The following is a 23,225-nucleotide window of genomic DNA, read 5'->3' on the forward strand; positions in this document are numbered from 1 at the left end:
CAGAGTCTGGAATACAACATAGATGAATTTATTAAAATCGCTGGCAGCCGTCAGCTCGATGACGATGTTCTCACGTGTGCTGGGTTTTGCACGTGATGCGATTGTCGCCAGAATCTTTGGCGCAGGGATGGCGACAGATGCCTTTTTTGTGGCATTCAAACTTCCTAACCTGCTGCGCCGCATTTTTGCTGAGGGAGCGTTCTCTCAGGCGTTTGTACCGATTCTTGCCGAATACAAAAGTAAGCAGGGCGAAGACGCCACCCGCGTGTTTGTCGCCTATGTTTCCGGGCTGTTGACGCTGGCGCTGGCCGTCGTCACGGTGGCCGGGATGCTTGCTGCGCCGTGGGTGATAATGGTCACCGCGCCAGGGTTTGCCGATACTGCAGATAAGTTCACACTGACCACCCAACTGCTGCGAATTACCTTTCCTTATATTCTGCTGATCTCATTGGCTTCGCTGGTGGGGGCAATCCTGAACACCTGGAACCGCTTTTCCATTCCGGCGTTTGCGCCCACGTTTCTGAATATCAGTATGATCGGCTTCGCGCTGTTTGCCGCGCCTTATTTCCATCCGCCGGTGCTGGCGCTGGCGTGGGCTGTCACCGTGGGCGGTGTGCTGCAATTGGTTTATCAGCTTCCACATTTGAAGAAAATTGGCATGCTGGTGCTGCCGCGCGTGAACTTCCACGATGCCGGGGCGATGCGCGTCGTGAAGCAAATGGGCCCGGCGATCCTTGGGGTCTCTGTCAGCCAGATTTCTCTCATCATCAATACGATTTTCGCCTCATTTCTGGCTTCCGGCTCGGTTTCATGGATGTACTATGCCGACCGCCTGATGGAGTTTCCGTCTGGCGTACTCGGCGTAGCATTGGGGACTATCCTGCTGCCATCGCTGTCCAAAAGCTTTTCCAGCGGTAATCATGACGAGTATTGCCGTTTGATGGACTGGGGCCTGCGTTTGTGTTTTCTGCTGGCATTACCGAGCGCCGTAGCGTTGGGTATTCTGGCTAAACCGCTGACGGTTTCTCTGTTCCAGTACGGTAAATTTACCGCCTTTGATGCTGCCATGACCCAGCGTGCGCTGGTGGCGTACTCGGTTGGTTTGATTGGCTTGATCGTGGTGAAAGTGTTGGCTCCAGGTTTCTATTCGCGCCAGGATATTAAAACGCCGGTAAAGATTGCCATTGTAACGCTGATTATGACCCAGGTAATGAACCTGGCGTTTATCGGGCCGCTGAAGCATGCCGGGCTGTCGCTGTCGATTGGTCTGGCAGCGTGTCTGAACGCGTCATTGCTGTACTGGCAGTTGCGTAAGCAGAAAATCTTTACTCCCCAACCGGGTTGGGCCTGGTTCCTGATGCGACTGGTGATTTCTGTGCTGGTGATGTCGGCCGCGCTGGTAGGGATGCTTTACATGATGCCGGACTGGTCTCAAGGTACGATGTTATGGCGTTTGTTGCGTCTGATGGCCGTCGTGGTGGCAGGTATTGCAGCTTACTTTGCTGCTCTCGCCGTGCTGGGCTTTAAAGTGAAAGAGTTTGTACGCCGGACGGCGTAATGAACATCCGATGCCGGATGGCGGCGCAACGCCGCATCCGGCCAACAGAATAGCGTTGCCTGATAAGCACAAGGCCATCAGGCAATCATCAAATAGAGAATTTCTTCCCGCCGCGATGTGCCGCAGAGGTCTGGCCGTTCGCGCCATACAGCGTCGGCTCCTGGTGCGGTTTCAGCACTTGAATTGCCTGTTGATTGCGTTCGATTTGCCCTTCGAGCAGCCAACCATTGTGCTGGTTGAGATCGCGCAAATGCTGTGTCTTCCTGGTGATAGTCTGCCAGCGCTCGGCAATCTCATCATTGGCGCTGCGCGTGGCATCATTTTCCAGGCGGCGCTGCTGTTCCAGATAATCGAGGGTGGCCAGCAAAGAACTTTTTTCTTCTGTAATTCGCTGTAGCTGGCTACCGTTGATCTGCCCTGCAGAAAGCTGATGCTGCTCAGCATCCATCACCGTTTTCAGGTCATTGAGGACGGTCGTCATCTGATCAAGTATTTCTGACAAACGAGTCATACTTTATTTACTCTGTAGGTAGCTCTGTGCCTCGCGGATCAGCGAGTCGGCAATTTTTCCGGTATCCATTTTCAGCTCGCCGTTACGGATCGCGGTTTTCAGCGCTTCGACACGTTCCATGTTGATGTCATTGGTGCCGGGCTGCATCAGTTTGGCCTGAGCGTCACTCAGCATTACGCTGGTGCTGTTTGTCGTCGCTGTTTTTTCCTTCCGCGCTTTTTGTACCGGCGAGTCGCTGGTTTCGCGTGGCTGGACAGTGCTTACTGGCTTCAATGGTGAGGTACGATCAATACTCATTTTTTCTATCCTCATCGAGGGGTTACGCTATAGCGACCCGCTTTAATCATTGGTTGATTATCTATCGGCACTCGCTAAAAAATCTTTAACCTATTATAGGTTAATAAGAATATTCCCATCAGAATCGACGATTCCACTCACCACCTGACCCGAAATCATCCGCACTCGTGCGTTTTGCGCGACGGCTGCATTGTTGAGCGCTTTACCTTCGGCATTGACCCGAAAGCCGTCTCCGTTGGCGATAACCATCACGCGCTGACCCGCTTTTATCCGCCATGCCTGGCGCAACATTGTGAGCTGGATTGGCTGACCGGGAACCAGGTCGCGCAGGCTCACGGCATCCTGAACCTGATTAATGTCCAGTACGGCGCGTGGCGGCAGTTGATCCAGACGACCTCGTTTTAGCGTTACGCTGGCCGCGTTCAGGGCGCTTCCTCGGGCAACAGGGGCCGCTGCGACAACATAGTTGCCGGTGGCTTGCACAGTGACCTGCAGATAGCGTTTTTCATTGGCGCAGCGGGCCAGTACGTTCACGTTACCCCACAGTTTCGCACTGCCGGACACGCTCAGCGCAGGCTGGTCACAGCTGGGCTGCAAGTTTGGCGGCGTACGGACAGTGACGACCACCTCATCGCTAAACCCGGCCAGGCGCTGGGAAAACCACGCGGTTAACTGCGAATTCAGGTCTTGTGCCAGCGTCATAGGGCTGAACAGCAGTGCTGCCACAACTATTCCACGTTTAAACGTTTGCATCAAAACCTCGCGCTTTTTCAGGTAGTGGCAGGATTCTACCTGTGTGACGCAGCCATCAACGCAACAAATAGCGACGCATTTTGCGTTTATTCCGGCGATAACGCGCGCGTGATGGGATTTAAGCTGTCGGCTGAATTTTGTCATTTGCGGAGGAGATATGCTCGATAAGCTCGACGCCGCCTTACGTTTTCAACAGGAAGCGCTGAATTTGCGCGCCCAACGCCAGGAAATATTAGCGGCCAACATTGCCAATGCCGACACGCCAGGGTATCAGGCGCGCGACCTGGATTTCGCCAGTGAATTAAAAAAAGTCATGGTGCGCGGGCGGGAAGAAACCGGCGGTGTTTCGTTGACGCTGACCTCTGCACAACACATTCCTGCCCAGACTGTCTCGGTGCCATCTACGGAGTTGCTCTATCGCATTCCTGACCAACCGTCTCTGGATGGCAACACGGTGGATATGGACCGGGAGCGTACGCAGTTTGCGGATAACAGCCTGAAGTACCAGATGGGGCTTACCGCGTTAGGTGGGCAAATCAAGGGCATGATGAACGTGCTGCAAGGAGGGAACTAACCCGTGGCGTTGCTCAATATTTTTGATATCGCAGGTTCTGCGCTGACGGCTCAGTCTCAGCGTCTGAACGTGGCTGCCAGCAACATGGCGAACGCCGATAGCGTGACCGGACCTGATGGTCAGCCGTATCGCGCAAAACAGGTTGTTTTTCAGGTCGATGCAGCGCCAGGCGCAGCAACCGGTGGCGTAAAAGTCGCTGACGTCATTGAAAGTCAGGCGCCGGACAAGCTGGTTTATGAGCCGGGCAATCCGCTGGCGGATGCGAATGGCTATGTAAAAATGCCGAATGTCGACGTGGTCGGCGAGATGGTTAACACCATGTCTGCTTCACGCAGTTATCAGGCAAACGTTGAAGTGCTCAATACCGTAAAAAGCTTGATGCTTAAAACGCTGACGCTGGGCCAGTAAAGGAGGCGCACATGTCCGTTGCTGTAAAAATGAATGACCCGAGTACGTCGGGTGTTAATGCTGCCACTGGCAAAAGTTCGCTGACAGGGAGCAACGCGGCTGATCTGCAAAGCAGCTTTCTGACGCTTCTGGTCGCGCAGTTAAAAAACCAGGACCCGACCAACCCGCTGCAAAACAATGAGTTGACTACCCAGTTAGCGCAAATTAGTACCGTAAGCGGCATTGAAAAATTGAATACCACGCTGGGATCGATCTCCGGACAGATCGATAGCAGCCAGTCGTTACAGGCCAGTACGCTGATTGGTCATGGCGTCATGATCCCGGGGACCACCATTCTGACCGGTAAAGGTGCGGAAGAAGGGGCAACGACGACCACGACACCGTTTGGCGTTGAGCTGCAGCAACCGGCAGATAAGGTTACCGCAACCATTACCGATAAAGACGGCAAGGTGGTACGCACCATTGATATTGGCGGGTTGAAAGCGGGCGTTCACACCTTTACCTGGGATGGCACCATGACGGACGGCACGGATGCGCCGAGCGGTTCGTATAACGTTTCGATTGCGGCCAGCAACGCCGGAACGCAACTTGTGGCGCAGCCTCTACAGTTTGCGCTGGTGCAGGGTGTTATCCGCAGTAACGGCGGTAATACGCTGGACCTGGGCACCTATGGAACCACCACCCTCGACGAAGTACGGCAGATAATTTAAGCCTTCACACTTATCAGGAGTAAGTCATGGCCTTTTCACAAGCGGTCAGCGGTCTGAACGCTGCAGCGACCAACCTCGATGTCATTGGTAACAACATCGCCAACTCCGCCACTTACGGTTTTAAATCCGGTACGGCATCCTTTGCCGATATGTTCGCCGGTTCTAAAGTGGGTCTGGGCGTTAAAGTTGCGGGTATTACCCAGGACTTTACCGATGGTACCACCACCAACACTGGACGTGGGCTGGATGTGGCTATCAGCCAGAACGGTTTTTTCCGTATGGTTGACAGCAATGGTTCTGTTTTCTTCAGCCGTAACGGTCAGTTCAAGCTCGATGAAAACCGTAATATCGTTAACATGCAGGGACTGAAACTGACGGGCTATCCGGCGACCGGTACGCCGCCGACAGTTCAGCAGGGTGCGAACCCGGGGCCGATCACGATCCCCAATACATTGATGGCGGCACAGGCAACCAGCAAGGCCTCAATGCAGATCAACCTGAACTCGTCGGATAAAATCCCGACAACGACAAAGTTCGATCCGAAAGATGCTGACAGCTATAACAAAAAAGGCCCTGTCACCGTTTATGACAGCCTGGGCAATGCCCACGAAGTTAACGCCTATTTTGTAAAACAGCCTGATAACAAATGGGCTGTCTATACCATTGATAGCAGCGATCCTAAGGCTGCTGTACCAACCGCACCGACGTCCACGCTGGAATTTGATACCAATGGGGCGCTAATCGGCGGCGGTACATTCAATATCACCACAGCTGCGCTCAATGGCGCACCGGCCGTCACCTTCGCAATGAGTTTCCAGAACTCCATGCAGCAGAACACCGGTGCAAACAACATTGTTGCCACTAACCAGGACGGCTACAAACCAGGCGATCTGGTGAGCTACCAGATTAACAATGACGGTACCGTAGTCGGTAACTACTCCAACGAACAGAAACAGGTTCTGGGACAGATCGTGCTGGCAAACTTTGCCAACAACGAAGGTCTGGCGTCTCAGGGCGATAACGTCTGGGCAGCAACTCAGGCTTCCGGTGTGGCGCTGCTGGGTACCGCGGGTACGGGTAACTTCGGCAAGCTGACCAACGGTGCGTTGGAAGCTTCTAACGTGGATTTGAGTAAAGAACTGGTGAATATGATCGTCGCTCAGCGTAACTATCAGTCGAATGCGCAGACCATCAAAACCCAGGATCAGATCCTTAACACGCTGGTCAACCTGCGCTAAGCGCCTGACGGGATGGCTTAATGGATCACGCAATATATACCGCCATGGGCGCGGCCAGTCAGACGCTGAATCAACAGGCGGTGACGGCCAGCAACCTGGCAAATGCCTCCACACCGGGTTTTCGTGCTCAGCTCAACGCGCTGCGTGCGGTTCCCGTAGAAGGGCTTTCGCTGCCAACGCGTACGCTGGTGGTCGCCTCCACGCCTGGGGCCGATATGACGCCAGGCCAGATGGATTATACCTCCCGTCCGCTGGATGTGGCTTTGCAGCAGGATGGCTGGTTGGCTGTGCAGACCGCCGATGGTAGCGAAGGATACACCCGCAATGGCGCAATTCAGGTGAGTCCAACCGGTGAACTGACCATTCAGGGACATCCGGTGATCGGCGAAGCTGGGCCTATAGCGGTACCGGAAGGGTCGGAAGTGACTATCGCCGCTGACGGAACGATTTCGGCGCTCAACCCCGGCGATCCCGCGAATACGGTGGCGCCAGTAGGACGTCTGAAGCTGGTTAAAGCGACGGGAAGTGAAGTGCAACGTGGTGATGACGGTATGTTCCGTCTGAGTGCGGCAGCGCAGGCTACCCGGGGACCAACACTGCAAGCCGACCCCAGCATCCGCGTGATGTCGGGCGTACTGGAAGGCAGTAACGTCAAACCGGTTGCCGCGATGAGCGATATGATCGCCAGCGCTCGCCGCTTCGAAATGCAGATGAAGATTATCAGTAGCGTGGATGATAACGCAGGCCGTGCCAACCAACTGCTGTCGATGAGTTAATACAGGACATTTTATGATCAATTCATTATGGATCGCCAAAACCGGCCTGGACGCGCAGCAAACCAACATGGATGTGATTGCCAACAACCTGGCAAACGTCAGTACTAATGGTTTTAAACGCCAGCGTGCGGTGTTTGAAGATCTGCTGTACCAGACGATTCGCCAGCCTGGCGCTCAGTCTTCTGAACAGACAACGCTGCCGTCTGGTTTGCAGATTGGTACCGGTGTGCGTCCGGTTGCGACCGAACGTTTACACAGTCAGGGCAACCTGTCGCAGACCAACAACAGTAAAGATGTGGCGATTAAAGGCCAGGGGTTTTTCCAGGTCATGCTACCAGATGGCACGTCAGCTTATACTCGTGATGGCTCTTTCCAGGTGGATCAGAACGGTCAGTTGGTAACGGCGGGGGGGTTTCAGGTGCAGCCTGCAATCACTATTCCGGCTAACTCGCTGAGCATCACCATTGGACGCGACGGTATTGTCAGTGTGACTCAGCAGGGCCAGGCTGCGCCTGTTCAGGTGGGACAGCTCAACCTGACGACCTTCATGAATGATACCGGTCTGGAAAGTATTGGTGAGAATCTGTACACCGAAACGCAATCGTCCGGCGCACCGAACGAAAGCACGCCGGGGCTGAACGGTGCGGGCCTGTTGTACCAGGGTTATGTGGAAACCTCTAACGTCAACGTGGCGGAAGAACTGGTCAACATGATCCAGGTTCAACGTGCTTATGAAATCAACAGTAAAGCGGTATCGACCACCGATCAGATGCTGCAGAAACTGACGCAACTCTAAAGTGACGTCCGGTGGGGTGAAAACCTCACCGGCGCACTGATTTTGAAGATGAAGGCAATGCGAAAATACGCGCTTCACCCATACCCGATTTTGGCCCTGCTGGTGGTTTCACTGACAGGATGCGCCTGGATCCCGGCCACTCCGCTCGTGCAGGGCGCGACGACTGCCCAGCCAGTTCCAGGCCCGACGCCGGTGGCGAATGGATCAATATTTCAGTCTGCGCAGCCGATTAATTATGGCTACCAGCCGTTATTTGAAGACCGCCGTCCGCGCAATATTGGCGATACGTTGACTATCGTATTGCAGGAAAACGTCAGTGCGAGCAAAAGCTCCTCGGCGAATGCCAGTCGTGATGGCAAAACTAACTTTGGGTTTGACACGGTACCACGTTACCTGCAGGGATTATTTGGCAACGAGCGCGCCGACGTAGAGGCTTCTGGCGGCAACTCGTTTAACGGCAAAGGCGGCGCGAACGCCAGGAACACCTTCAGTGGTACGTTGACTGTGACGGTTGACCAGGTACTGGTGAATGGCAATTTACATGTCGTGGGTGAAAAACAGATCGCCATTAACCAGGGCACTGAATTCATTCGCTTCTCTGGGGTTGTTAACCCGCGCACCATTAGCGGCAGCAACTCTGTACCGTCAACGCAGGTTGCGGATGCGCGTATTGAATATGTCGGTAACGGCTATATCAATGAAGCGCAGAATATGGGCTGGTTGCAGCGTTTCTTCCTTAATTTATCGCCGATGTAAGCGAGGTATCCAGTGTTTAAAACTCTTGTTGGAATGGTACTGGTACTGGCTACCACCTTTGCGCATGCCGATCGCATTCGTGATCTGACCAGCGTGCAGGGCGTGCGGGAAAACTCGCTGATAGGCTACGGGCTGGTGGTCGGGCTGGACGGTACGGGTGACCAGACCACCCAGACACCGTTTACGACACAAACGCTGAATAACATGCTGTCGCAGTTGGGGATCACCGTGCCTACCGGCACCAATATGCAGCTGAAAAACGTGGCAGCGGTAATGGTCACCGCGCAGTTCCCGGCCTTTGGTCGTCAGGGGCAAACTATTGACGTAGTGGTCTCTTCAATGGGTAACGCCAAAAGCCTGCGCGGCGGAACGCTGCTGATGACGCCGCTGAAAGGGGTCGATAGCCAGGTGTATGCGTTGGCGCAGGGGAATATTCTGGTCGGTGGTGCAGGCGCCGCAGCGGGTGGTAGCAGCGTGCAGGTGAACCAGCTCAATGGCGGACGTATTACCAACGGCGCGACCATCGAACGCGAATTACCCAGCCAGTTCGGCGGCGGTAACACCATTAATTTGCAGCTGAATAATGAAGATTTCACCATGGCACAGCAAATTACCGACACCATTAACCGCTCGCGCGGCTTTGGCAGCGCAACAGCGCTGGATGCACGCACGATCCAGGTACGCGTCCCGAATGGCAATAGCTCGCAGGTACGTTTCCTCGCGGATATCCAGAATATGGAAGTGAACGTCACGCCGCAGGACGCGAAGGTGATTATTAACTCCCGTACGGGATCGGTGGTCATGAACCGCGAGGTGACGCTGGATAGTTGCGCTGTTGCACAAGGCAATCTGTCGATTACGGTTAACCGCCAGGCGAATGTCAGCCAACCGGATACACCGTTTGGTGGTGGACAAACCGTGGTGACGCCACAAACGCAGATCGATCTGCGCCAGAGCGGTGGTTCGTTGCAGAGCGTTCGTTCCAGCGCCAACCTGAACAACGTCGTACGTGCATTGAATGCGCTGGGAGCAACACCGATGGACCTGATGTCTATCCTGCAATCCATGCAAAGTGCGGGTTGTCTGCGCGCCAAACTGGAAATCATCTGATGATTGGTGATAGCAAACTGCTGACCAGCGCCGCCTGGGATGCACAATCACTGAACGAACTGAAAGCGAAAGCGGGTCAGGACCCGGCGGCAAATATCCGCCCGGTCGCCCGCCAGGTTGAAGGGATGTTCGTGCAAATGATGCTGAAAAGTATGCGCGAGGCGTTGCCAAAAGACGGTGTGTTTAGCAGCGACTCCACGCGTTTATACACCAGCATGTATGACCAACAGATCGCCCAGCAGATGACGGCAGGAAAAGGTCTGGGGCTGGCTGAAATGATGGTCAAGCAGATGACCGAAGGGCAGGTGCAACCTGCGGATGATGCGCCGCAGGTGCCGATGAAGTTCTCGCTGGAAACGGTGACCAGCTATCAAAATCAGGCGCTGACGCAACTGGTGCGTAAAGCCATTCCCCGGGCGACGGAAAGCAATGATGAGCCGCTGTCGGGTGACAGCAAAGACTTCCTGGCTCAACTTTCGCTGCCGGCAAAACTGGCCAGTCAGCAGAGTGGGGTTCCTCATCATCTGATTCTGGCGCAGGCGGCGCTGGAGTCCGGGTGGGGGCAACGACAAATTCGACGGGAGAACGGCGAGCCGAGTTTTAACATTTTTGGTGTGAAAGCCTCGGGAAGCTGGAAAGGGCCGACCACTGAAATCACCACCACCGAATACGAAAACGGTGAGGCGAAAAAAGTGAAAGCTAAATTCCGTGTTTATAGCTCCTATCTTGAAGCACTGTCGGATTATGTCGGTCTGATATCCCGCAATCCGCGTTACGCAGCGGTGACCGGTGCCGCGACCGCAGAGCAGGGTGCCCAGGCATTGCAGAATGCGGGGTACGCCACTGACCCTAACTATGCGCGCAAATTAACCAGCATGATCCAGCAGCTAAAATCGATGAGCGAAAAGGTGAGTAAAACCTACAGCACGAATCTCGATAATCTCTTTTAAATAGCTCAAGTCTGCTGACCTGCTGCCGATAATACCGAGTATTGAAGGATTACAAGGAACCTCCATGTCCAGCTTGATTAATAACGCGATGAGTGGACTCAGCGCAGCGCAGGCCGCGTTGAACACTGCCAGTAATAACATCTCCAGCTATAACGTTGCCGGCTATACCCGACAAACGACAATTATGGCGCAAGCGAACAGCACGCTGGGTGCGGGGGGCTGGGTCGGCAATGGTGTCTATGTTTCTGGCGTACAGCGTGAGTATGACTCATTTATCACTAATCAGTTACGTGCGGCGCAGAACCAGAGCAGCGGTCTGACGACACGTTACGAGCAAATGTCAAAAATCGACAACCTGCTCGCCAGCAAAACCAGTTCGATCTCAACGTCGATGCAGGGCTTTTTTACCAGCCTGCAGACGTTGGTGAGTAACGCAGAAGATCCGGCGGCGCGTCAGGCACTTATCGGTAAAGCTGATGGCTTAGTCAATCAGTTCAGAACGACGGACCAATATCTGCGCGATCAGGATAAGCAGGTCAATATTGCGATTAAGGCCAGCGTCGATCAAATCAACAACTATTCGAAGCAAATTGCCAGCCTTAACGACCAAATCTCCCGTTTGACCGGCGTTGGTGCGGGTGCATCACCTAACGATCTGCTCGATCAGCGCGATCAACTGGTGAGTGATCTGAACAAGATTGTCGGTGTGGAAGTCAGCATTCAGGACGGCGGCACCTACAACGTGACCATGGCGAATGGCTATTCGCTGGTGCAAGGCAGCAATGCTCGCCAACTGGCTGCTGTACCTTCCAGCGATGATCCCTCTCGCACGACCGTCGCTTATGTTGACGGCGTGGCCGGAGAAGTTGCCATCCCGGAAAAACTGATCACGACCGGTTCGCTGGGCGGGCTGTTGACGTTCCGTTCGCAGGAACTCGACCAGACGCGTAATACCCTTGGTCAGTTGGCCCTCGCCTTTGCTGATGCGTTTAACACGCAGCACAAAGAAGGTTTTGATGCCAACGGCGACCCGGGCAAAAACTTTTTCGATATTGGTGGCCCGGCAGTCCTTAGCAATACGAAGAATAAAGGGACCGGTGCGCTTGATGTTAAAATGACGGATAGCTCGTCGGTGCAGGCAACCGACTATAAAATTACGTTTGATGGTACTGACTGGCAGGTAACCCGTCTGGCTGACAATACCAGCTTTAAGCCGACGGTTACTGGCGGAAAAATGTCGTTTGATGGGCTGGAAATCACCGTCAAAAATGGTGCGCTGGCAAATGACAGCTTTACGGTGAAACCCGTGGGTGACGCCATTATTAATATGAAAGTGGCGGTGACCGATGAGTCGAAAATCGCCATGGCTGAAGTGTCCAAAAATGACACTGATCCCAATGTTGATAAAGGTAAAAGCGATAACCGTAACGGCCAGAAACTGCTGGATCTGCAAACCAAGGCAACCATCGGGAATAAAACCTTTAACGATGCTTACGCTACGCTGGTGAGCGATGTCGGGAACAAAACGGCGACCTTAAAAACCAGCAGCACCACGCAAAACAACGTGGTCACGCAGCTTTCAAATCAGCAACAGTCTATTTCCGGGGTTAACCTCGACGAAGAGTACGGGAATTTGCAGCGTTATCAGCAGTATTACCTGGCCAACGCTCAGGTACTGCAAACGGCGAATTCGCTCTTTGATGCACTGCTGAATATTCGCTAAGGGAGAGGAACTCAATGCGTATCAGTACTCAGATGATGTACCAGCAGAATATGCGCGGCATCACCAACTCTCAGGCTGAATGGTTGAAATTTGGCGAGCAGATGTCAACGGGGAAACGCGTGAACAACCCGTCTGACGATCCGATTGCCGCATCACAGGCCGTGGTGCTTTCACAGGCTCAGGCACAGAACAGCCAATATACGCTGGCGCGTACTTTCGCGACGCAAAAAGTGTCACTGGAAGAGAACGTGTTAAGCCGGGCGACGACCGCTATTACCGCGGCACAGGAAAAAATTGTCAATGCTGGCAATGGGACATTGAGTGATGATAACCGGGCATCGTTGGCAACTGATTTGCAAGGGATCCGCGATCAGTTAATGAATCTGGCGAACAGTACCGACGGTAATGGTCGTTATATCTTTGGCGGCTACAAAACGGAAGCCCCACCATTTGCCCAGACTGATGGTGCCTATAGTGGTGGAACGCAAAATATTACCCAACAGGTCGATGCCGCTCGGTCAATGGTGATTGGTCATACCGGGGATAAGATTTTTGACTCGGTGACCAGCAACGCGGTTCCGGAGCCAGATGGAAGCAAGTCAGAAACGAACTTATTCGCCATGCTGGATTCCGCTATTGCGGCCCTGAATACGCCGATTGAAGGCGATGATGCGGCAAGAGATGCAGCCAAAGCAGCCATCGATAAATCCAACCGTGGTCTGAAGAACTCACTGAATAACGTGCTGTCTGTTCGTGCTGAACTCGGTACGCAACTCAGTGAACTTAGCGCTCTGGACTCGCTGGGGGCCGATCGCGCGTTGGGTCAAACGCAGCAGATGAGCAATCTGGTTGATGTTGACTGGAATGCGGCGATTTCTTCGTATGTTATGCAGCAGGCTGCGCTACAGGCATCGTATAAAACGTTTACCGATATGCAGGGAATGTCACTGTTCCAGCTCAACCGGTAACGATCCTTTTTGAAACATATCATGAAACTGGATATGTTTGTCTGCCCGCTCCACATACACCCCGGAGCGGGCATTTTTTTAGGCTGCAGTTGTCTGGCTAACAGGCAATTTACCGGTCAGTCTAATTACCAGCGCAACAACGCCGCTGAAAGTGGCCAGTGTCACCACGCCTTCCCAGTTTGCCAGCGCATAGGCCTGACTTCCGAGTACAGAACCCAGCGCCATGCCGATAAACACCATGGTAAATAGCAACGCATTCAGACGACCTCTTGCCTGAGGCTCCAGGCTATAAACCAGGTTCTGGTGGGCGACCAGGCTGGATTGCAGTCCGAGATCAAAGCCTATCGCTGACAGGGCAATCAGCAGCCACTGCCCCTGTACTGGCAGGGCCGGAAGCAAGAACATCAGGGCAAATGAAAGCGTGACGAACAGCGCCCCCAACTGTGTTACCCGTCCGGCACCTACTTTATCTGCCAGATGACCTGCCATAGGGGCTGCCAGCGCCCCGGCTGCCCCTGCAATACCAAATGCTCCCGCCATCGCACTGCCCATGTGGTAATGCTCAGAGAGCATAACCGCCAGTGTTGACCAGAAGGCGCTAAAGGCAATAGACAGGAAGCCCTGTGCCAACGCCGCCCGGCGCAGTGCAGGATAACGCTGCCACAGTTGCGCCATGGAGAACATTAATGCCGGATAACTCAGCGTGGAATAGACCGTAAAGCGGGGCAGCATTTTCCACATCAGTACGGCAATCACGGCAATACTGACGGCGGCAAGTTGGTACATTTCCCGCCAGCCATAGGCTTCACCTACCAGCCCGCTGATGGTCCGCGAGAGTAGGATCCCCAGCAGAAGACCGGTCATGACGGTACCTACTGTTTTTCCCTGCTTGCCCTCAGGCGCAAGGATGGCTGCGGCTGGCACGATATCCTGAGCCATGGTCGCTGCCATCCCCATCAATAAGCTAACCAGCAGTAGCGAATGCAACTGACCGGTAAAGCTGCAGGCCAACAGCAGCGCGGCAAGAGAGACGCTTTTTAGCAGGATTAATGTCCGGCGGTCATAACGGTCGCCCAGCGGCAACAAAAACAAAATGCCCAGCGCGTATCCTGCCTGGGTGAGCGTTGGCACAAGCCCCATGCCGGTGACGCTTAAGGCCAGGTCCTGACCCATTAAAGGTAAAAGAGGCTGGGCATAATAGATTGCGGCAACGCTGAACCCAGCGCCCAGTGCCAGAACAAAAATAACCCAACGGGAAAGTGCGGTGTGTGTGTTCACAAATGATTCCTCAATCACGGGATGTGCGGCTATTTTTATCCTTCAACCGGTAGCACGGTAGCGAGCGCAGTGGTAAAACAGTTATACGTTACGCGTATGAATAACGACTAAATGATAAAAACTGAACGTATAGATAGGGTGGAATTGATGCGCACGTTTGTGCGCATCGTCGAGGCCGGTTCGCTTTCAGCGGCGGCAAAGCAAATGGGCACCACCCAGGCAACTGTCAGTCGGCGGTTACAATCCCTTGAGACGCTGTTGGGCGTTAAGCTGATTATGCGTACCACCCATGCAATGAAGCTGACTGATGATGGTGAGCGAGGGTATCAGCATGCCAAACACATTATTGATGCCTGGCTGGCGCTGGAGGACGGACTGAACATCACGGAGGATGAACCGGTGGGGACGTTGCGGGTTCGGGCGCCACATGCGTTCGGCCAACAACAACTCCTTGAGCCGCTTCTGCAGTTCCTTTCCCGCTATCCACAGTTATCTGTTGAGTGGATGCTGAATGATAAGACCGTTGATTTTCTCAGCGACAATATCGACTGCGCTATCCGGGTTGGGGCTGAGGTTGATCCTGCTACGGTCTCGGTTTTACTGGCTGAAGTCCCGCGAAGTATGGTGGCAAGCCCTGAGCTTCTCGCGCAATTTGGGATTTTGACTCACCCTGAACAGCTATCGGCGCTGCCCTGGATCGCGGTAAATACATTTTATCAGCACAGCGTGTCGTTACTTCACCACCGGCGTAACGAAGCTATCACGTTAAATATTTCTCCCAGATTAAGTACCGACAGTATTTATGTCGCCAGAAATGCTGCACTTGCGGGGCTGGGGGTTACGCTTGTCTCAAGCTGGATGGTTGAAGACGATATCGCCAGCGGAAGATTGATTACGCTATTACCTGACTGGCATGCGTCGTCATTGCCCGTGCATTTGGTTTATCCCTGGGCTCGTTATTATCCAACCCGCTTACGCAAATTTCTGGCGTTGATGAAAGATGTTATGCCACAGGTAGCAGGGATGAGGGGCGTTCACGACGTATAAAAAAAGCCGACCCTGAGGTCGGCTTTTTCATTGCTTAGGACTTACTCAACAGACTGCGGTCGCGTTGCTGGCGCGGTTGCCTGATGGCTGGCACTGTGTCCGCCTGCAGCACCTTTGCCTTCAAAGGCGAATGCCGGGCGCTGCCACTCGCTATGACGCGGCGCTTCAGGCACATATTCCGGAGCCGGAGCGCGGGTCATCGGTGCGGTCGCATGGCTGTGAAGATGTTCTGCGTCAACACGGGTTGCGACAGCGTCAGACTTAACGACTGCGGTTTCGACGACAGGTGCTGCAACAACTTCTTGCGGCGCTGCAACCTCTTCAACAACAGGCGCTGTTTCCACAACCTCGACAATCTCTTCAACCGCTTCAGGCTGGGAGACAACGACGTCCGCAGGTTCTTCGATAACCGGCGAAGCCACAACTTCAGCCACAACTTCAGCCACAGGTTCGGCTTTCGCAGCGATCTCCTCGGCAACCGGTGCGTCAGATTCAGCGATAATTTGCGGTTGCTGCTCGACCGGAGTAGCAATCACTTCCGGGTGTGCCGTTTCAGCCACAACGGTCTGCGTTTCCACTACGCTAACATCGGGTTGCGCGACGTCTGCCTGTGCAGGGACATCCACGATGTGCTCAACGACAGCTGCAGCGGCTTGAGGCTCTACTGCCACAGATGCGTTTTGTTCCAACTCCAGTTTCTGTTCGCGCTGTTCTTCAACCTGCATGTCCTGAGTACGGGCAACAGGGTAGCTAATCCAGACTTTGCCGGACGCTAATTCCGGAGAAGCACAGGCAACCGTTAACGGCATCGGCGACTGAACCGGATAGCGTTCGTCACGATAGCGACGACGGCGCTGCCCGCTTACGCGCAGATGGCGAGGAGAACGACGCGAGCGACGAGGCATACCGTTATTATCACGTGCTTCGTTGTTGTCTTCTTGCTCTGATGCAACGACTGCGGGTAAATCGACTTTAGCCAGTTCGGTACGTTGAGCCGGGGCGGACTGTTCAACAGATTGAGCAACGGCGGTTTCAGCAACAATGGCTGCGGTCGCCGCTTCAGCTTCAACCGGCGCGCTGTCAGTGAATCGAACTTTCTGATTCAACTGACGCTGTTTACGACGAGTCTGCGGCTGACGCACGCGTTCTTCCTGCTCGGAATCCTGCGCAGGCTGTTCAGCCAGGTTCAGCTCTTTAACTTCCTGCTGCGCCTGACGTTTGTCATCGTTGCGACGGCGGTTGCGTTCGCGACGAGGAGCCTGCTGCTCGTCACCGGATTTCGCTTTGTCTGCTACATCGCTGGACTGCTGGCGGTTGTCACGAGTTTCAGCAGTCTGCTGCTGCGCCTGACGACGATTACGACGATTTTCATCGCGGTTTTCGCCGTTTTCTGAACGCTCATTACGGTTGTCACGGTCACCACGGTTGTCACGATTATCACGACGCTCGTTACGGTCACGACGATTGTTCTGACGCGGTTTGCGACGATCCTGCTGGCGTTCCGTTTTCTCTTCAGCTTTCGGTGCCGGTTGTTCAACCGGTTTCACTTCTTCACTGCTGCCAAAGATGGACTTCAGCGCGCCGAAGAAACGGCTAATCAAACCCGGCTGCGCAGCGACAGGTGCGGTCGCGGCAGCAGCTTTAGGCGCGGCAGCTTTAACGGCTGGCTCCTGCAGTGCAGGGGCAGGCGGAACATCAGGCATCGCGAAAGTGGCGAGTGCCGGTTGTTCAGGTTGCTTACGCTCAACGTATTCTTCTTCCGTCGGCAACGCCATCGCTTCTTCGTGCAGTTTCGGCAGCAGGTAGCTCAGGGTAGGCGTTTCTTCCCCTTTGCGTACACGCAGCACGGAGTAGTGCGGGGTTTCCATCTGATCGTTTGGCACGATCACACAGCGCACGCCGTTCTGACGCGTCTCGATGGCATTGACCGCGGTACGTTTTTCGTTAAGCAGGTAGGATGCGATCGGCACAGGAACAATAGCGTGAACTTCCTGCGTATTTTCTTTCAGCGCCTCTTCTTCGATCAGACGCAGAATAGACAGCGACAGTGATTCGTTATCACGTACGGTACCGGTGCCGGAGCAACGCGGGCAGACGTGGTGACTGGATTCACCCAGCGACGGGCTCAGACGCTGGCGGGACATTTCCAGCAGACCGAAGCGAGAAATATGGCTGATCTGAATACGCGCTCTGTCCTGACGAACGGCTTCACGCAGACGGTTTTCTACCGCACGCTGGTGGCGAACCGGGGTCATATCGATAAAATCGATGACGATCAGGCCACCAAGGTCACGCAGACGCAACTGACGCGCAATTTCATCGGCAGCTTCAAGGTTAGTGTTGAACGCTGTTTCTTCGATGTCGCCACCGCGGGTTGCGCGTGCGGAGTTGATATCGATAGCAGTCAGCGCTTCAGTGCTGTCGATAACGATTGAGCCGCCGGAAGGCAGACGCACTTCACGTTGGAAGGCGGATTCAATCTGGGATTCAATCTGGTAGTGGCTGAACAGCGGGATTTCACCGGTGTACAGTTTGATTTTGCTGCTGAAATCCGGACGACCCAGCGCAGCGATGTGCTGACGCGCCATCTCCATGACTTTTGGGTTGTCGATGAGGATTTCGCCGATGTCCTGGCGCAGATAGTCGCGGAAGGCACGCACGATAACGTTGCTTTCCTGGTGGATCAGGAACGGGGCAGGACGGCTTTCAGCCGCTTTTTGAATGGCTTCCCAGTGTTTCAGACGGAAGCTCAGGTCCCACTGCAGTGCTTCGGCCGATTTACCGACACCCGCGGTACGTACGATAAGCCCCATGCCATCAGGCAATTCGAGGCTTGCCAGCGCTTCTTTTAATTCGGTACGGTCATCGCCTTCAATGCGACGAGAGATACCGCCCGCACGCGGGTTGTTTGGCATCAAAACCAGATAGCTGCCTGCCAGACTGATAAAGGTTGTCAGTGCTGCGCCTTTATTTCCGCGCTCTTCTTTATCTATCTGAACGATAACTTCCTGACCTTCACGCAACACATCTTTAATGTTGGGGCGGCCATGGGAACTGTAGTTTGCAGGAAAATATTCGCGGGCAATTTCTTTTAACGGGAGGAAACCGTGACGTTCAGCGCCGTAATCAACAAAAGCAGCTTCCAGACTCGGTTCAATACGGGTAATTTTACCTTTATAGATGTTGGCTTTTTTCTGCTCGTGTCCAGGACTTTCGATATCCAGATCGTACAGACGCTGCCCATCTACAAGGGCGACACGCAACTCTTCCTGCTGAGTTGCGTTAATTAACATTCTTTTCATCGTAACTTACTCATTATTCTTACATTGACGACTAAGCTGCGGGCAGAGAAATGCCTTTCCGGGTGTGAACCGATGGCCTCGTGTCTATTCGCGTCGCCAACCTCACGGTTATCGTCAGCTCAAAGAGGCGCAGAGTGTCGGTTGCCTGTATTTCATACGGAAACACAGCGCAATTATCAGGGGAACAGTCTGGGTATTACTCTCCAGAGAAGCTTCCATTGTGCTTGTCGTCTTTCACGCTGTTGGTGCGTTGGCTTCATCTTCTCACCCCAGACACTTACAGGAGTAAGCTTCTGGGGGTTCCCAGACTTGCCGCCTTCCTACAACGCGAAATCCATAGAGCACTTACCGGTAAGGACTGCAACCCGCAGCCCGCTAACTGCCTGAAAGATCAATACGTCTTACGCCATTGCTGCGTTGATGATCGGTCGGGCAAAATTGGGTCATTCCGGAAAAGTTCTTGTTTTAACAAGATTCAACACGGAAACAAGCTCATTATTCCACTGCTAACCTTGTTATAGCAAGATGACTTTTGCCATTTATCACCCGGTTACTCACAGTTTTTACACTTCCGCCTGGTGATTGCTTTAATAACCACCAAATCGGTTCTGTCAAACTTAAGTAATCAGGTATAGCAGTTAATATAAGCATAGAAAAATGTGTGGCGCGAATCTTGATGGCTATTTAAAATCGGCCCCCATGAAAACAGAGACTCCAGCCGTAAAAATAGTTGCCATTACTGCCGATGAAGCAGGGCAACGCATCGACAACTTTTTGCGCACCCAGCTTAAAGGCGTGCCGAAAAGTATGATTTATCGCATTTTGCGTAAAGGCGAAGTGCGGGTGAATAAAAAACGCATCAAACCTGAGTACAAACTCGAAGACGGGGATATTGTGCGTATTCCGCCAGTGCGTGTCGCTGAGCGTGAAGAAGAAGCGATTTCTCCGAATTTGCAGAAGGTCGCTGCGCTGACGGATGTCATTTTGTATGAAGATGACCATATTTTGGTGCTTAACAAACCTTCTGGCACCGCCGTCCATGGCGGCAGCGGATTAAGCTTTGGTGTGATCGAAGGTTTACGTGCCTTACGTCCGGAAGCGCGTTTCCTTGAACTGGTGCATCGCCTGGACCGTGATACCTCCGGTGTTTTGCTGGTCGCCAAAAAGCGCTCGGCGCTGCGTTCACTACATGAACAATTGCGTGAAAAAGGGATGCAAAAAGACTATCTGGCGCTGGTAAGGGGTCAGTGGCAATCGCATGTCAAAGCTGTGCAGGCACCTTTGTTAAAGAACATTCTGCAAAGCGGCGAGCGTATCGTGCGGGTAAATCAGGAAGGGAAACCGTCGGAAACCCGTTTTAAAGTGGAGGAGCGCTATGCGTTTGCCACGCTTGTCCGCTGCAGCCCCGTGACCGGACGCACGCACCAGATTCGTGTGCATACGCAATATGCCGGACATCCGATTGCTTTTGATGACCGCTATGGCGACCGTGAGTTCGATAAGCAACTGGCGGGTACGGGGTTGAACCGTCTGTTTCTGCATGCCGCAGCGTTGAAGTTTACTCATCCGGGTACGGGGGAAGTGATGCGTATTGAAGCGCCAATAGATAAACAGTTGAAGCGCTGCCTCGAGGTATTACGCAGCAAAGCCTGATGCGCGTTGCGATTTTATCGCGTTAAACCCGTAGGCCGGATAAGACATTTACGTCGCGCCTGATGGCGCTGCGCTTATCAGGCCTACTTGATTACGCCTGTACAGGAGTTCTTTAATCAGGCGTTCAGCGGGTTCATGTCTTCCCTGCGCAGCATCTGACACAACGCGATCAGCGGCAAGCCAATCAGTGTGTTAGGGTCGCGGCCCTCCAGACGCTCAAAGAGTGCGATACCTAATCCTTCACTTTTAAAACTACCTGCGCAATGTAACGGGCGTTCTTTACGCACGTAATCTTCAATTTCCATTTCACTTAAATGGCGAAAATGGACATCGAACGGTTCAACTTCGGTTTGTAGATGACCATTAGCTGAATTATAAAGCGCCAGCCCGGTATAAAACGTGACAATATTTCCACTGGCTTTGGTTAATTGTTGTCTGGCGTTTTCTTCCGTTAACGGCTTGCCGGTTATTTCACCATCAAGAACACAAATTTGATCAGACCCAATTATCAAATGTGATGGAAACCGATGGGCAAGGGATTGCGCTTTTTCCTGTGCCAGGCGTGACACTAAATGCCGGGGTGTTTCGCCGGGTAAGGGGGTTTCATCAACCTCTGGGGCTGCGCATTCAAACGGGATGGCCAATTTTTCGAGCAAAGCGCGACGCCAGGGAGAGGTAGACGCAAGAATAAGTTGAGGCATATTTTTTCCCCCGCATATAGCGTAATGATGAGAGCCATTTTAAACTATGGACTGCGTCCTTCAAGCTGGCTGCGATGGCTTGTCGTGATCGATTTTAAGTCGATGACCCGCAATGTGTGCGAATTATTGGCAAAAGGCAACCACAGGCTGCCTTTTTCTTTGACTATATGACGTTACAAAGTTAATATGCGCGCCCTATGCAAAAGGTAAAATTACCCCTGACTCTTGATCCGGTTCGTACGGCTCAAAAACGCCTCGATTATGAAGGTATCTATACTTCTGATCTGGTTGAGCGCGTCGCCGATTCTGTAGTCAGTGTGGACAGTGATGTGGAATGCTCCATGTCGTTCGCTATCGATAACCAGCGCCTTGCCGTTATAACCGGTGATGCGAAGGTTTCGGTTACGCTCGAGTGTCAGCGTTGCGGGAAACCGTTCCCACTTCATGTTCACACAACATATTGTTTTAGTCCTGTCCGTTCTGACGAGCAGGCTGAAGCACTCCCGGAAGCGTATGAGCCGATTGAGGTTAACGAATTCGGTGAAATCGATCTGCTTGCAATGGTTGAAGATGAGATTATCCTCTCCTTGCCGGTAGTTCCGGTGCATGATTCTGAACACTGTGAAGTGTCCGAGGCGGACATGGTCTTTGGCGAATTGCCTGATGAAGCGCAAAAACCAAACCCATTTGCCGTATTAGCCAGCTTAAAGCGTAAGTAATTGAGGAGTAAGGTCCATGGCCGTACAACAGAATAAACCAACCCGTTCCAAACGTGGCATGCGTCGTTCTCATGACGCTCTGACCGCAGTCACCAGCCTGTCTGTAGACAAAACTTCTGGTGAACAACACCTGCGTCACCACATCACTGCCGACGGTTTCTACCGTGGCCGTAAGGTAATCGCTAAGTAATCACGCATGACTCAATGGATTTCCCACTTTGGTGAGAAAAACAAAGAGTACACGCGTGATGAAGCTTAGTGAGGCTTTCCCCGGGTAACTGGGGAAACACCTAACCGGGCAGCGACGATACCTTGACACGTCTAACCCTGGCGTTAGATGTCATGGGGGGAGATTTTGGCCCTACCGTGACAGTGCCTGCAGCATTGCAGGCACTGAATTCTAATTCGCAACTCACACTTCTTTTAGTCGGGGATCCCGATACAATCACGCCATTACTTGCCAAAGCTGACTTCGAACAACGTTCACGTCTGCAGATTATCCCTGCTCAGTCAGTTATTGCCAGTGATGCCCGGCCCTCGCAAGCAATCCGCGCCAGTCGTGGAAGCTCAATGCGTGTTGCCCTGGAGCTCGTGAAAGAAGGTCGAGCGCAAGCCTGTGTCAGCGCTGGTAATACGGGCGCACTAATGGGTCTTGCGAAACTCTTGCTCAAACCCCTTGAGGGTATTGAGCGTCCTGCGCTGGTCACGGTTTTACCGCATCAGCAAAAGGGCAAAACGGTGGTGCTGGATTTAGGCGCCAACGTGGATTGCGACAGTACGATGTTGGTGCAATTTGCCGTTATGGGTTCCGTGTTGGCAGAAGAGGTGGTTGGGATTGCCAGGCCTCGCGTTGCGTTACTCAATATAGGCGAAGAAGAAACTAAGGGTCTCGACAGTATTCGGGACGCTTCTGCTGTGCTAAAAACAATCCCTTCTATCAATTATATAGGCTATCTTGAAGCCAATGAGTTGCTGACTGGCAAAACGGATGTGTTGGTCTGTGACGGCTTTACAGGTAATGTCACATTAAAGACGATGGAAGGTGTTGTCAGAATGTTCCTTTCACTGCTGAAATCTCAGGGTGAGGGCAAAAAACGGTCGTGGTGGCTGCTGTTATTAAAACGTTGGTTACAAAAAAGCCTGACAAGGCGATTTAGTCACCTCAACCCCGACCAGTATAATGGCGCCTGTCTGTTAGGATTGCGCGGCACGGTGATTAAGAGTCATGGTGCTGCCAATCAGCGAGCATTTGAAGTCGCGATTGAACAGGCAGTGCAGGCGGTGCAGCGACAAGTTCCTCAGCGAATTGCCGCTCGCCTGGAATCTGTATACCCAGCTGGATTCGAACTGCTGGACGGTGGCGAAAGTATCAACTCACGAGTGCACAGGTAACAGTG

Annotated in this window: 23 protein-coding genes; 17 read left to right on the plus strand and 6 right to left on the minus strand. The window is 53.2% G+C overall.

What is annotated here, in order from left to right; genetic code table 11:
• The first annotated feature begins 22 nt into the window (after positions 1-22).
• Positions 23-1,558: a murein biosynthesis integral membrane protein MurJ gene (gene murJ / locus FDX24_RS21590; protein WP_048211224.1), complete on the plus strand. Its 1,536-nt coding sequence runs from the start codon at positions 23-25 to the stop codon at positions 1,556-1,558.
• Between the two features lie 88 nt (positions 1,559-1,646).
• Here murJ and flgN read toward each other — a convergent pair whose 3' ends face one another.
• From flgN to flgA, 3 genes are all read right to left on the minus strand, one after another.
• Entirely contained in the window at positions 1,647-2,069 is a 423-nt protein-coding gene (flgN, locus tag FDX24_RS21595; protein WP_048211225.1) for a flagella biosynthesis chaperone FlgN, read from the minus strand.
• 3 nt (positions 2,070-2,072) lie between these two features.
• On the minus strand, positions 2,073-2,366 hold the full coding sequence (gene flgM / locus FDX24_RS21600; protein ID WP_005129057.1) for a flagellar biosynthesis anti-sigma factor FlgM: 294 nt from the start codon (positions 2,364-2,366) through the stop codon (positions 2,073-2,075).
• A 93-nt stretch (positions 2,367-2,459) separates the two neighbouring features.
• Positions 2,460-3,119, minus strand: coding sequence for a flagellar basal body P-ring formation chaperone FlgA (flgA, locus tag FDX24_RS21605; protein WP_061068834.1), 660 nt, complete (start codon positions 3,117-3,119; stop codon positions 2,460-2,462).
• A gap of 157 nt (positions 3,120-3,276) precedes the next feature.
• Here flgA and flgB point away from each other — a divergent pair, with 157 nt between their 5' ends.
• The 11 genes from flgB to flgL all read left to right on the plus strand — a co-directional run bounded on the left by flgB (position 3,277) and on the right by flgL (position 13,128).
• Positions 3,277-3,693, plus strand: a complete 417-nt coding sequence (gene flgB, locus FDX24_RS21610) for a flagellar basal body rod protein FlgB (protein ID WP_137364896.1) — start codon at positions 3,277-3,279, stop codon at positions 3,691-3,693.
• Positions 3,694-3,696: 3 nt separating this feature from the next.
• Positions 3,697-4,101 (plus strand): flagellar basal body rod protein FlgC, encoded by a 405-nt coding sequence (gene flgC / locus FDX24_RS21615; protein ID WP_045441655.1) that lies wholly within the window; start codon positions 3,697-3,699, stop codon positions 4,099-4,101.
• A gap of 11 nt (positions 4,102-4,112) precedes the next feature.
• Entirely contained in the window at positions 4,113-4,811 is a 699-nt protein-coding gene (gene flgD / locus FDX24_RS21620; protein WP_040230672.1) for a flagellar hook assembly protein FlgD, read from the plus strand.
• A 26-nt stretch (positions 4,812-4,837) separates the two neighbouring features.
• Positions 4,838-6,049, plus strand: a complete 1,212-nt coding sequence (flgE, locus tag FDX24_RS21625) for a flagellar hook protein FlgE (RefSeq protein ID WP_048211226.1) — start codon at positions 4,838-4,840, stop codon at positions 6,047-6,049.
• Positions 6,050-6,069: 20 nt separating this feature from the next.
• The gene (locus FDX24_RS21630) at positions 6,070-6,825 is read left to right on the plus strand and encodes a flagellar basal body rod protein FlgF (protein ID WP_048211227.1); all 756 of its coding nucleotides are present in this window, start codon (positions 6,070-6,072) and stop codon (positions 6,823-6,825) included.
• Positions 6,826-6,838: 13 nt separating this feature from the next.
• Positions 6,839-7,621, plus strand: a complete 783-nt coding sequence (flgG, locus tag FDX24_RS21635; protein WP_005129045.1) for a flagellar basal-body rod protein FlgG — start codon at positions 6,839-6,841, stop codon at positions 7,619-7,621.
• A 57-nt stretch (positions 7,622-7,678) separates the two neighbouring features.
• Positions 7,679-8,377 carry a flagellar basal body L-ring protein FlgH gene (flgH, locus tag FDX24_RS21640; protein ID WP_003836756.1) on the plus strand — a complete coding sequence of 233 codons (699 nt, stop codon included), beginning with the start codon at positions 7,679-7,681 and terminating at the stop codon, positions 8,375-8,377.
• A gap of 33 nt (positions 8,378-8,410) precedes the next feature.
• Positions 8,411-9,487 carry a flagellar basal body P-ring protein FlgI gene (locus FDX24_RS21645; protein ID WP_086523801.1) on the plus strand — a complete coding sequence of 359 codons (1,077 nt, stop codon included), beginning with the start codon at positions 8,411-8,413 and terminating at the stop codon, positions 9,485-9,487.
• A complete protein-coding gene (flgJ, locus tag FDX24_RS21650) occupies positions 9,487-10,437 on the plus strand; it encodes a flagellar assembly peptidoglycan hydrolase FlgJ (protein WP_137364897.1) in 951 nt (316 codons plus the stop codon). The genes FDX24_RS21645 and flgJ overlap by 1 nt, the downstream gene beginning before the upstream one ends.
• Positions 10,438-10,501: 64 nt before the next feature.
• Entirely contained in the window at positions 10,502-12,160 is a 1,659-nt protein-coding gene (flgK, locus tag FDX24_RS21655; RefSeq protein ID WP_048211230.1) for a flagellar hook-associated protein FlgK, read from the plus strand.
• A 14-nt stretch (positions 12,161-12,174) separates the two neighbouring features.
• Positions 12,175-13,128 (plus strand): flagellar hook-associated protein FlgL, encoded by a 954-nt coding sequence (gene flgL / locus FDX24_RS21660; protein ID WP_048211231.1) that lies wholly within the window; start codon positions 12,175-12,177, stop codon positions 13,126-13,128.
• Positions 13,129-13,206: 78 nt separating this feature from the next.
• Here flgL and FDX24_RS21665 read toward each other — a convergent pair whose 3' ends face one another.
• Positions 13,207-14,406, minus strand: coding sequence for an MFS transporter (locus FDX24_RS21665; RefSeq protein WP_137364898.1), 1,200 nt, complete (start codon positions 14,404-14,406; stop codon positions 13,207-13,209).
• Between the two features lie 111 nt (positions 14,407-14,517).
• Here FDX24_RS21665 and FDX24_RS21670 point away from each other — a divergent pair, with 111 nt between their 5' ends.
• Positions 14,518-15,453, plus strand: a complete 936-nt coding sequence (locus FDX24_RS21670; RefSeq protein ID WP_048211232.1) for a LysR family transcriptional regulator — start codon at positions 14,518-14,520, stop codon at positions 15,451-15,453.
• Between the two features lie 41 nt (positions 15,454-15,494).
• On the opposite strand, the gene rne is transcribed toward FDX24_RS21670, so the two are convergent.
• Positions 15,495-18,755: a ribonuclease E gene (gene rne / locus FDX24_RS21675; protein WP_137364899.1), complete on the minus strand. Its 3,261-nt coding sequence runs from the start codon at positions 18,753-18,755 to the stop codon at positions 15,495-15,497.
• 699 nt (positions 18,756-19,454) lie between these two features.
• Here rne and rluC point away from each other — a divergent pair.
• The gene (gene rluC, locus FDX24_RS21680) at positions 19,455-20,408 is read left to right on the plus strand and encodes a 23S rRNA pseudouridine(955/2504/2580) synthase RluC (protein WP_170927351.1); all 954 of its coding nucleotides are present in this window, start codon (positions 19,455-19,457) and stop codon (positions 20,406-20,408) included.
• A 116-nt stretch (positions 20,409-20,524) separates the two neighbouring features.
• Here the strand turns inward: rluC and FDX24_RS21685 are convergent, their stop codons facing one another.
• On the minus strand, positions 20,525-21,109 hold the full coding sequence (locus FDX24_RS21685; protein ID WP_137364900.1) for a nucleoside triphosphate pyrophosphatase: 585 nt from the start codon (positions 21,107-21,109) through the stop codon (positions 20,525-20,527).
• A gap of 197 nt (positions 21,110-21,306) precedes the next feature.
• On the opposite strand from FDX24_RS21685, the gene yceD reads away from it, so the two are divergent.
• From yceD to plsX, 3 genes are all read left to right on the plus strand, one after another.
• Positions 21,307-21,828: a 23S rRNA accumulation protein YceD gene (yceD, locus tag FDX24_RS21690; RefSeq protein WP_003036239.1), complete on the plus strand. Its 522-nt coding sequence runs from the start codon at positions 21,307-21,309 to the stop codon at positions 21,826-21,828.
• Positions 21,829-21,844: 16 nt separating this feature from the next.
• The gene (rpmF, locus tag FDX24_RS21695; protein ID WP_003036242.1) at positions 21,845-22,018 is read left to right on the plus strand and encodes a 50S ribosomal protein L32; all 174 of its coding nucleotides are present in this window, start codon (positions 21,845-21,847) and stop codon (positions 22,016-22,018) included.
• A gap of 122 nt (positions 22,019-22,140) precedes the next feature.
• Positions 22,141-23,220: a phosphate acyltransferase PlsX gene (gene plsX / locus FDX24_RS21700; protein WP_071887359.1), complete on the plus strand. Its 1,080-nt coding sequence runs from the start codon at positions 22,141-22,143 to the stop codon at positions 23,218-23,220.
• The last annotated feature ends 5 nt before the right edge of the window (positions 23,221-23,225 follow it).

The sequence above is a fragment of the Citrobacter sp. wls716 genome (assembly GCF_005280975.1).
Lineage (GTDB): Bacteria > Pseudomonadota > Gammaproteobacteria > Enterobacterales > Enterobacteriaceae > Citrobacter > Citrobacter youngae.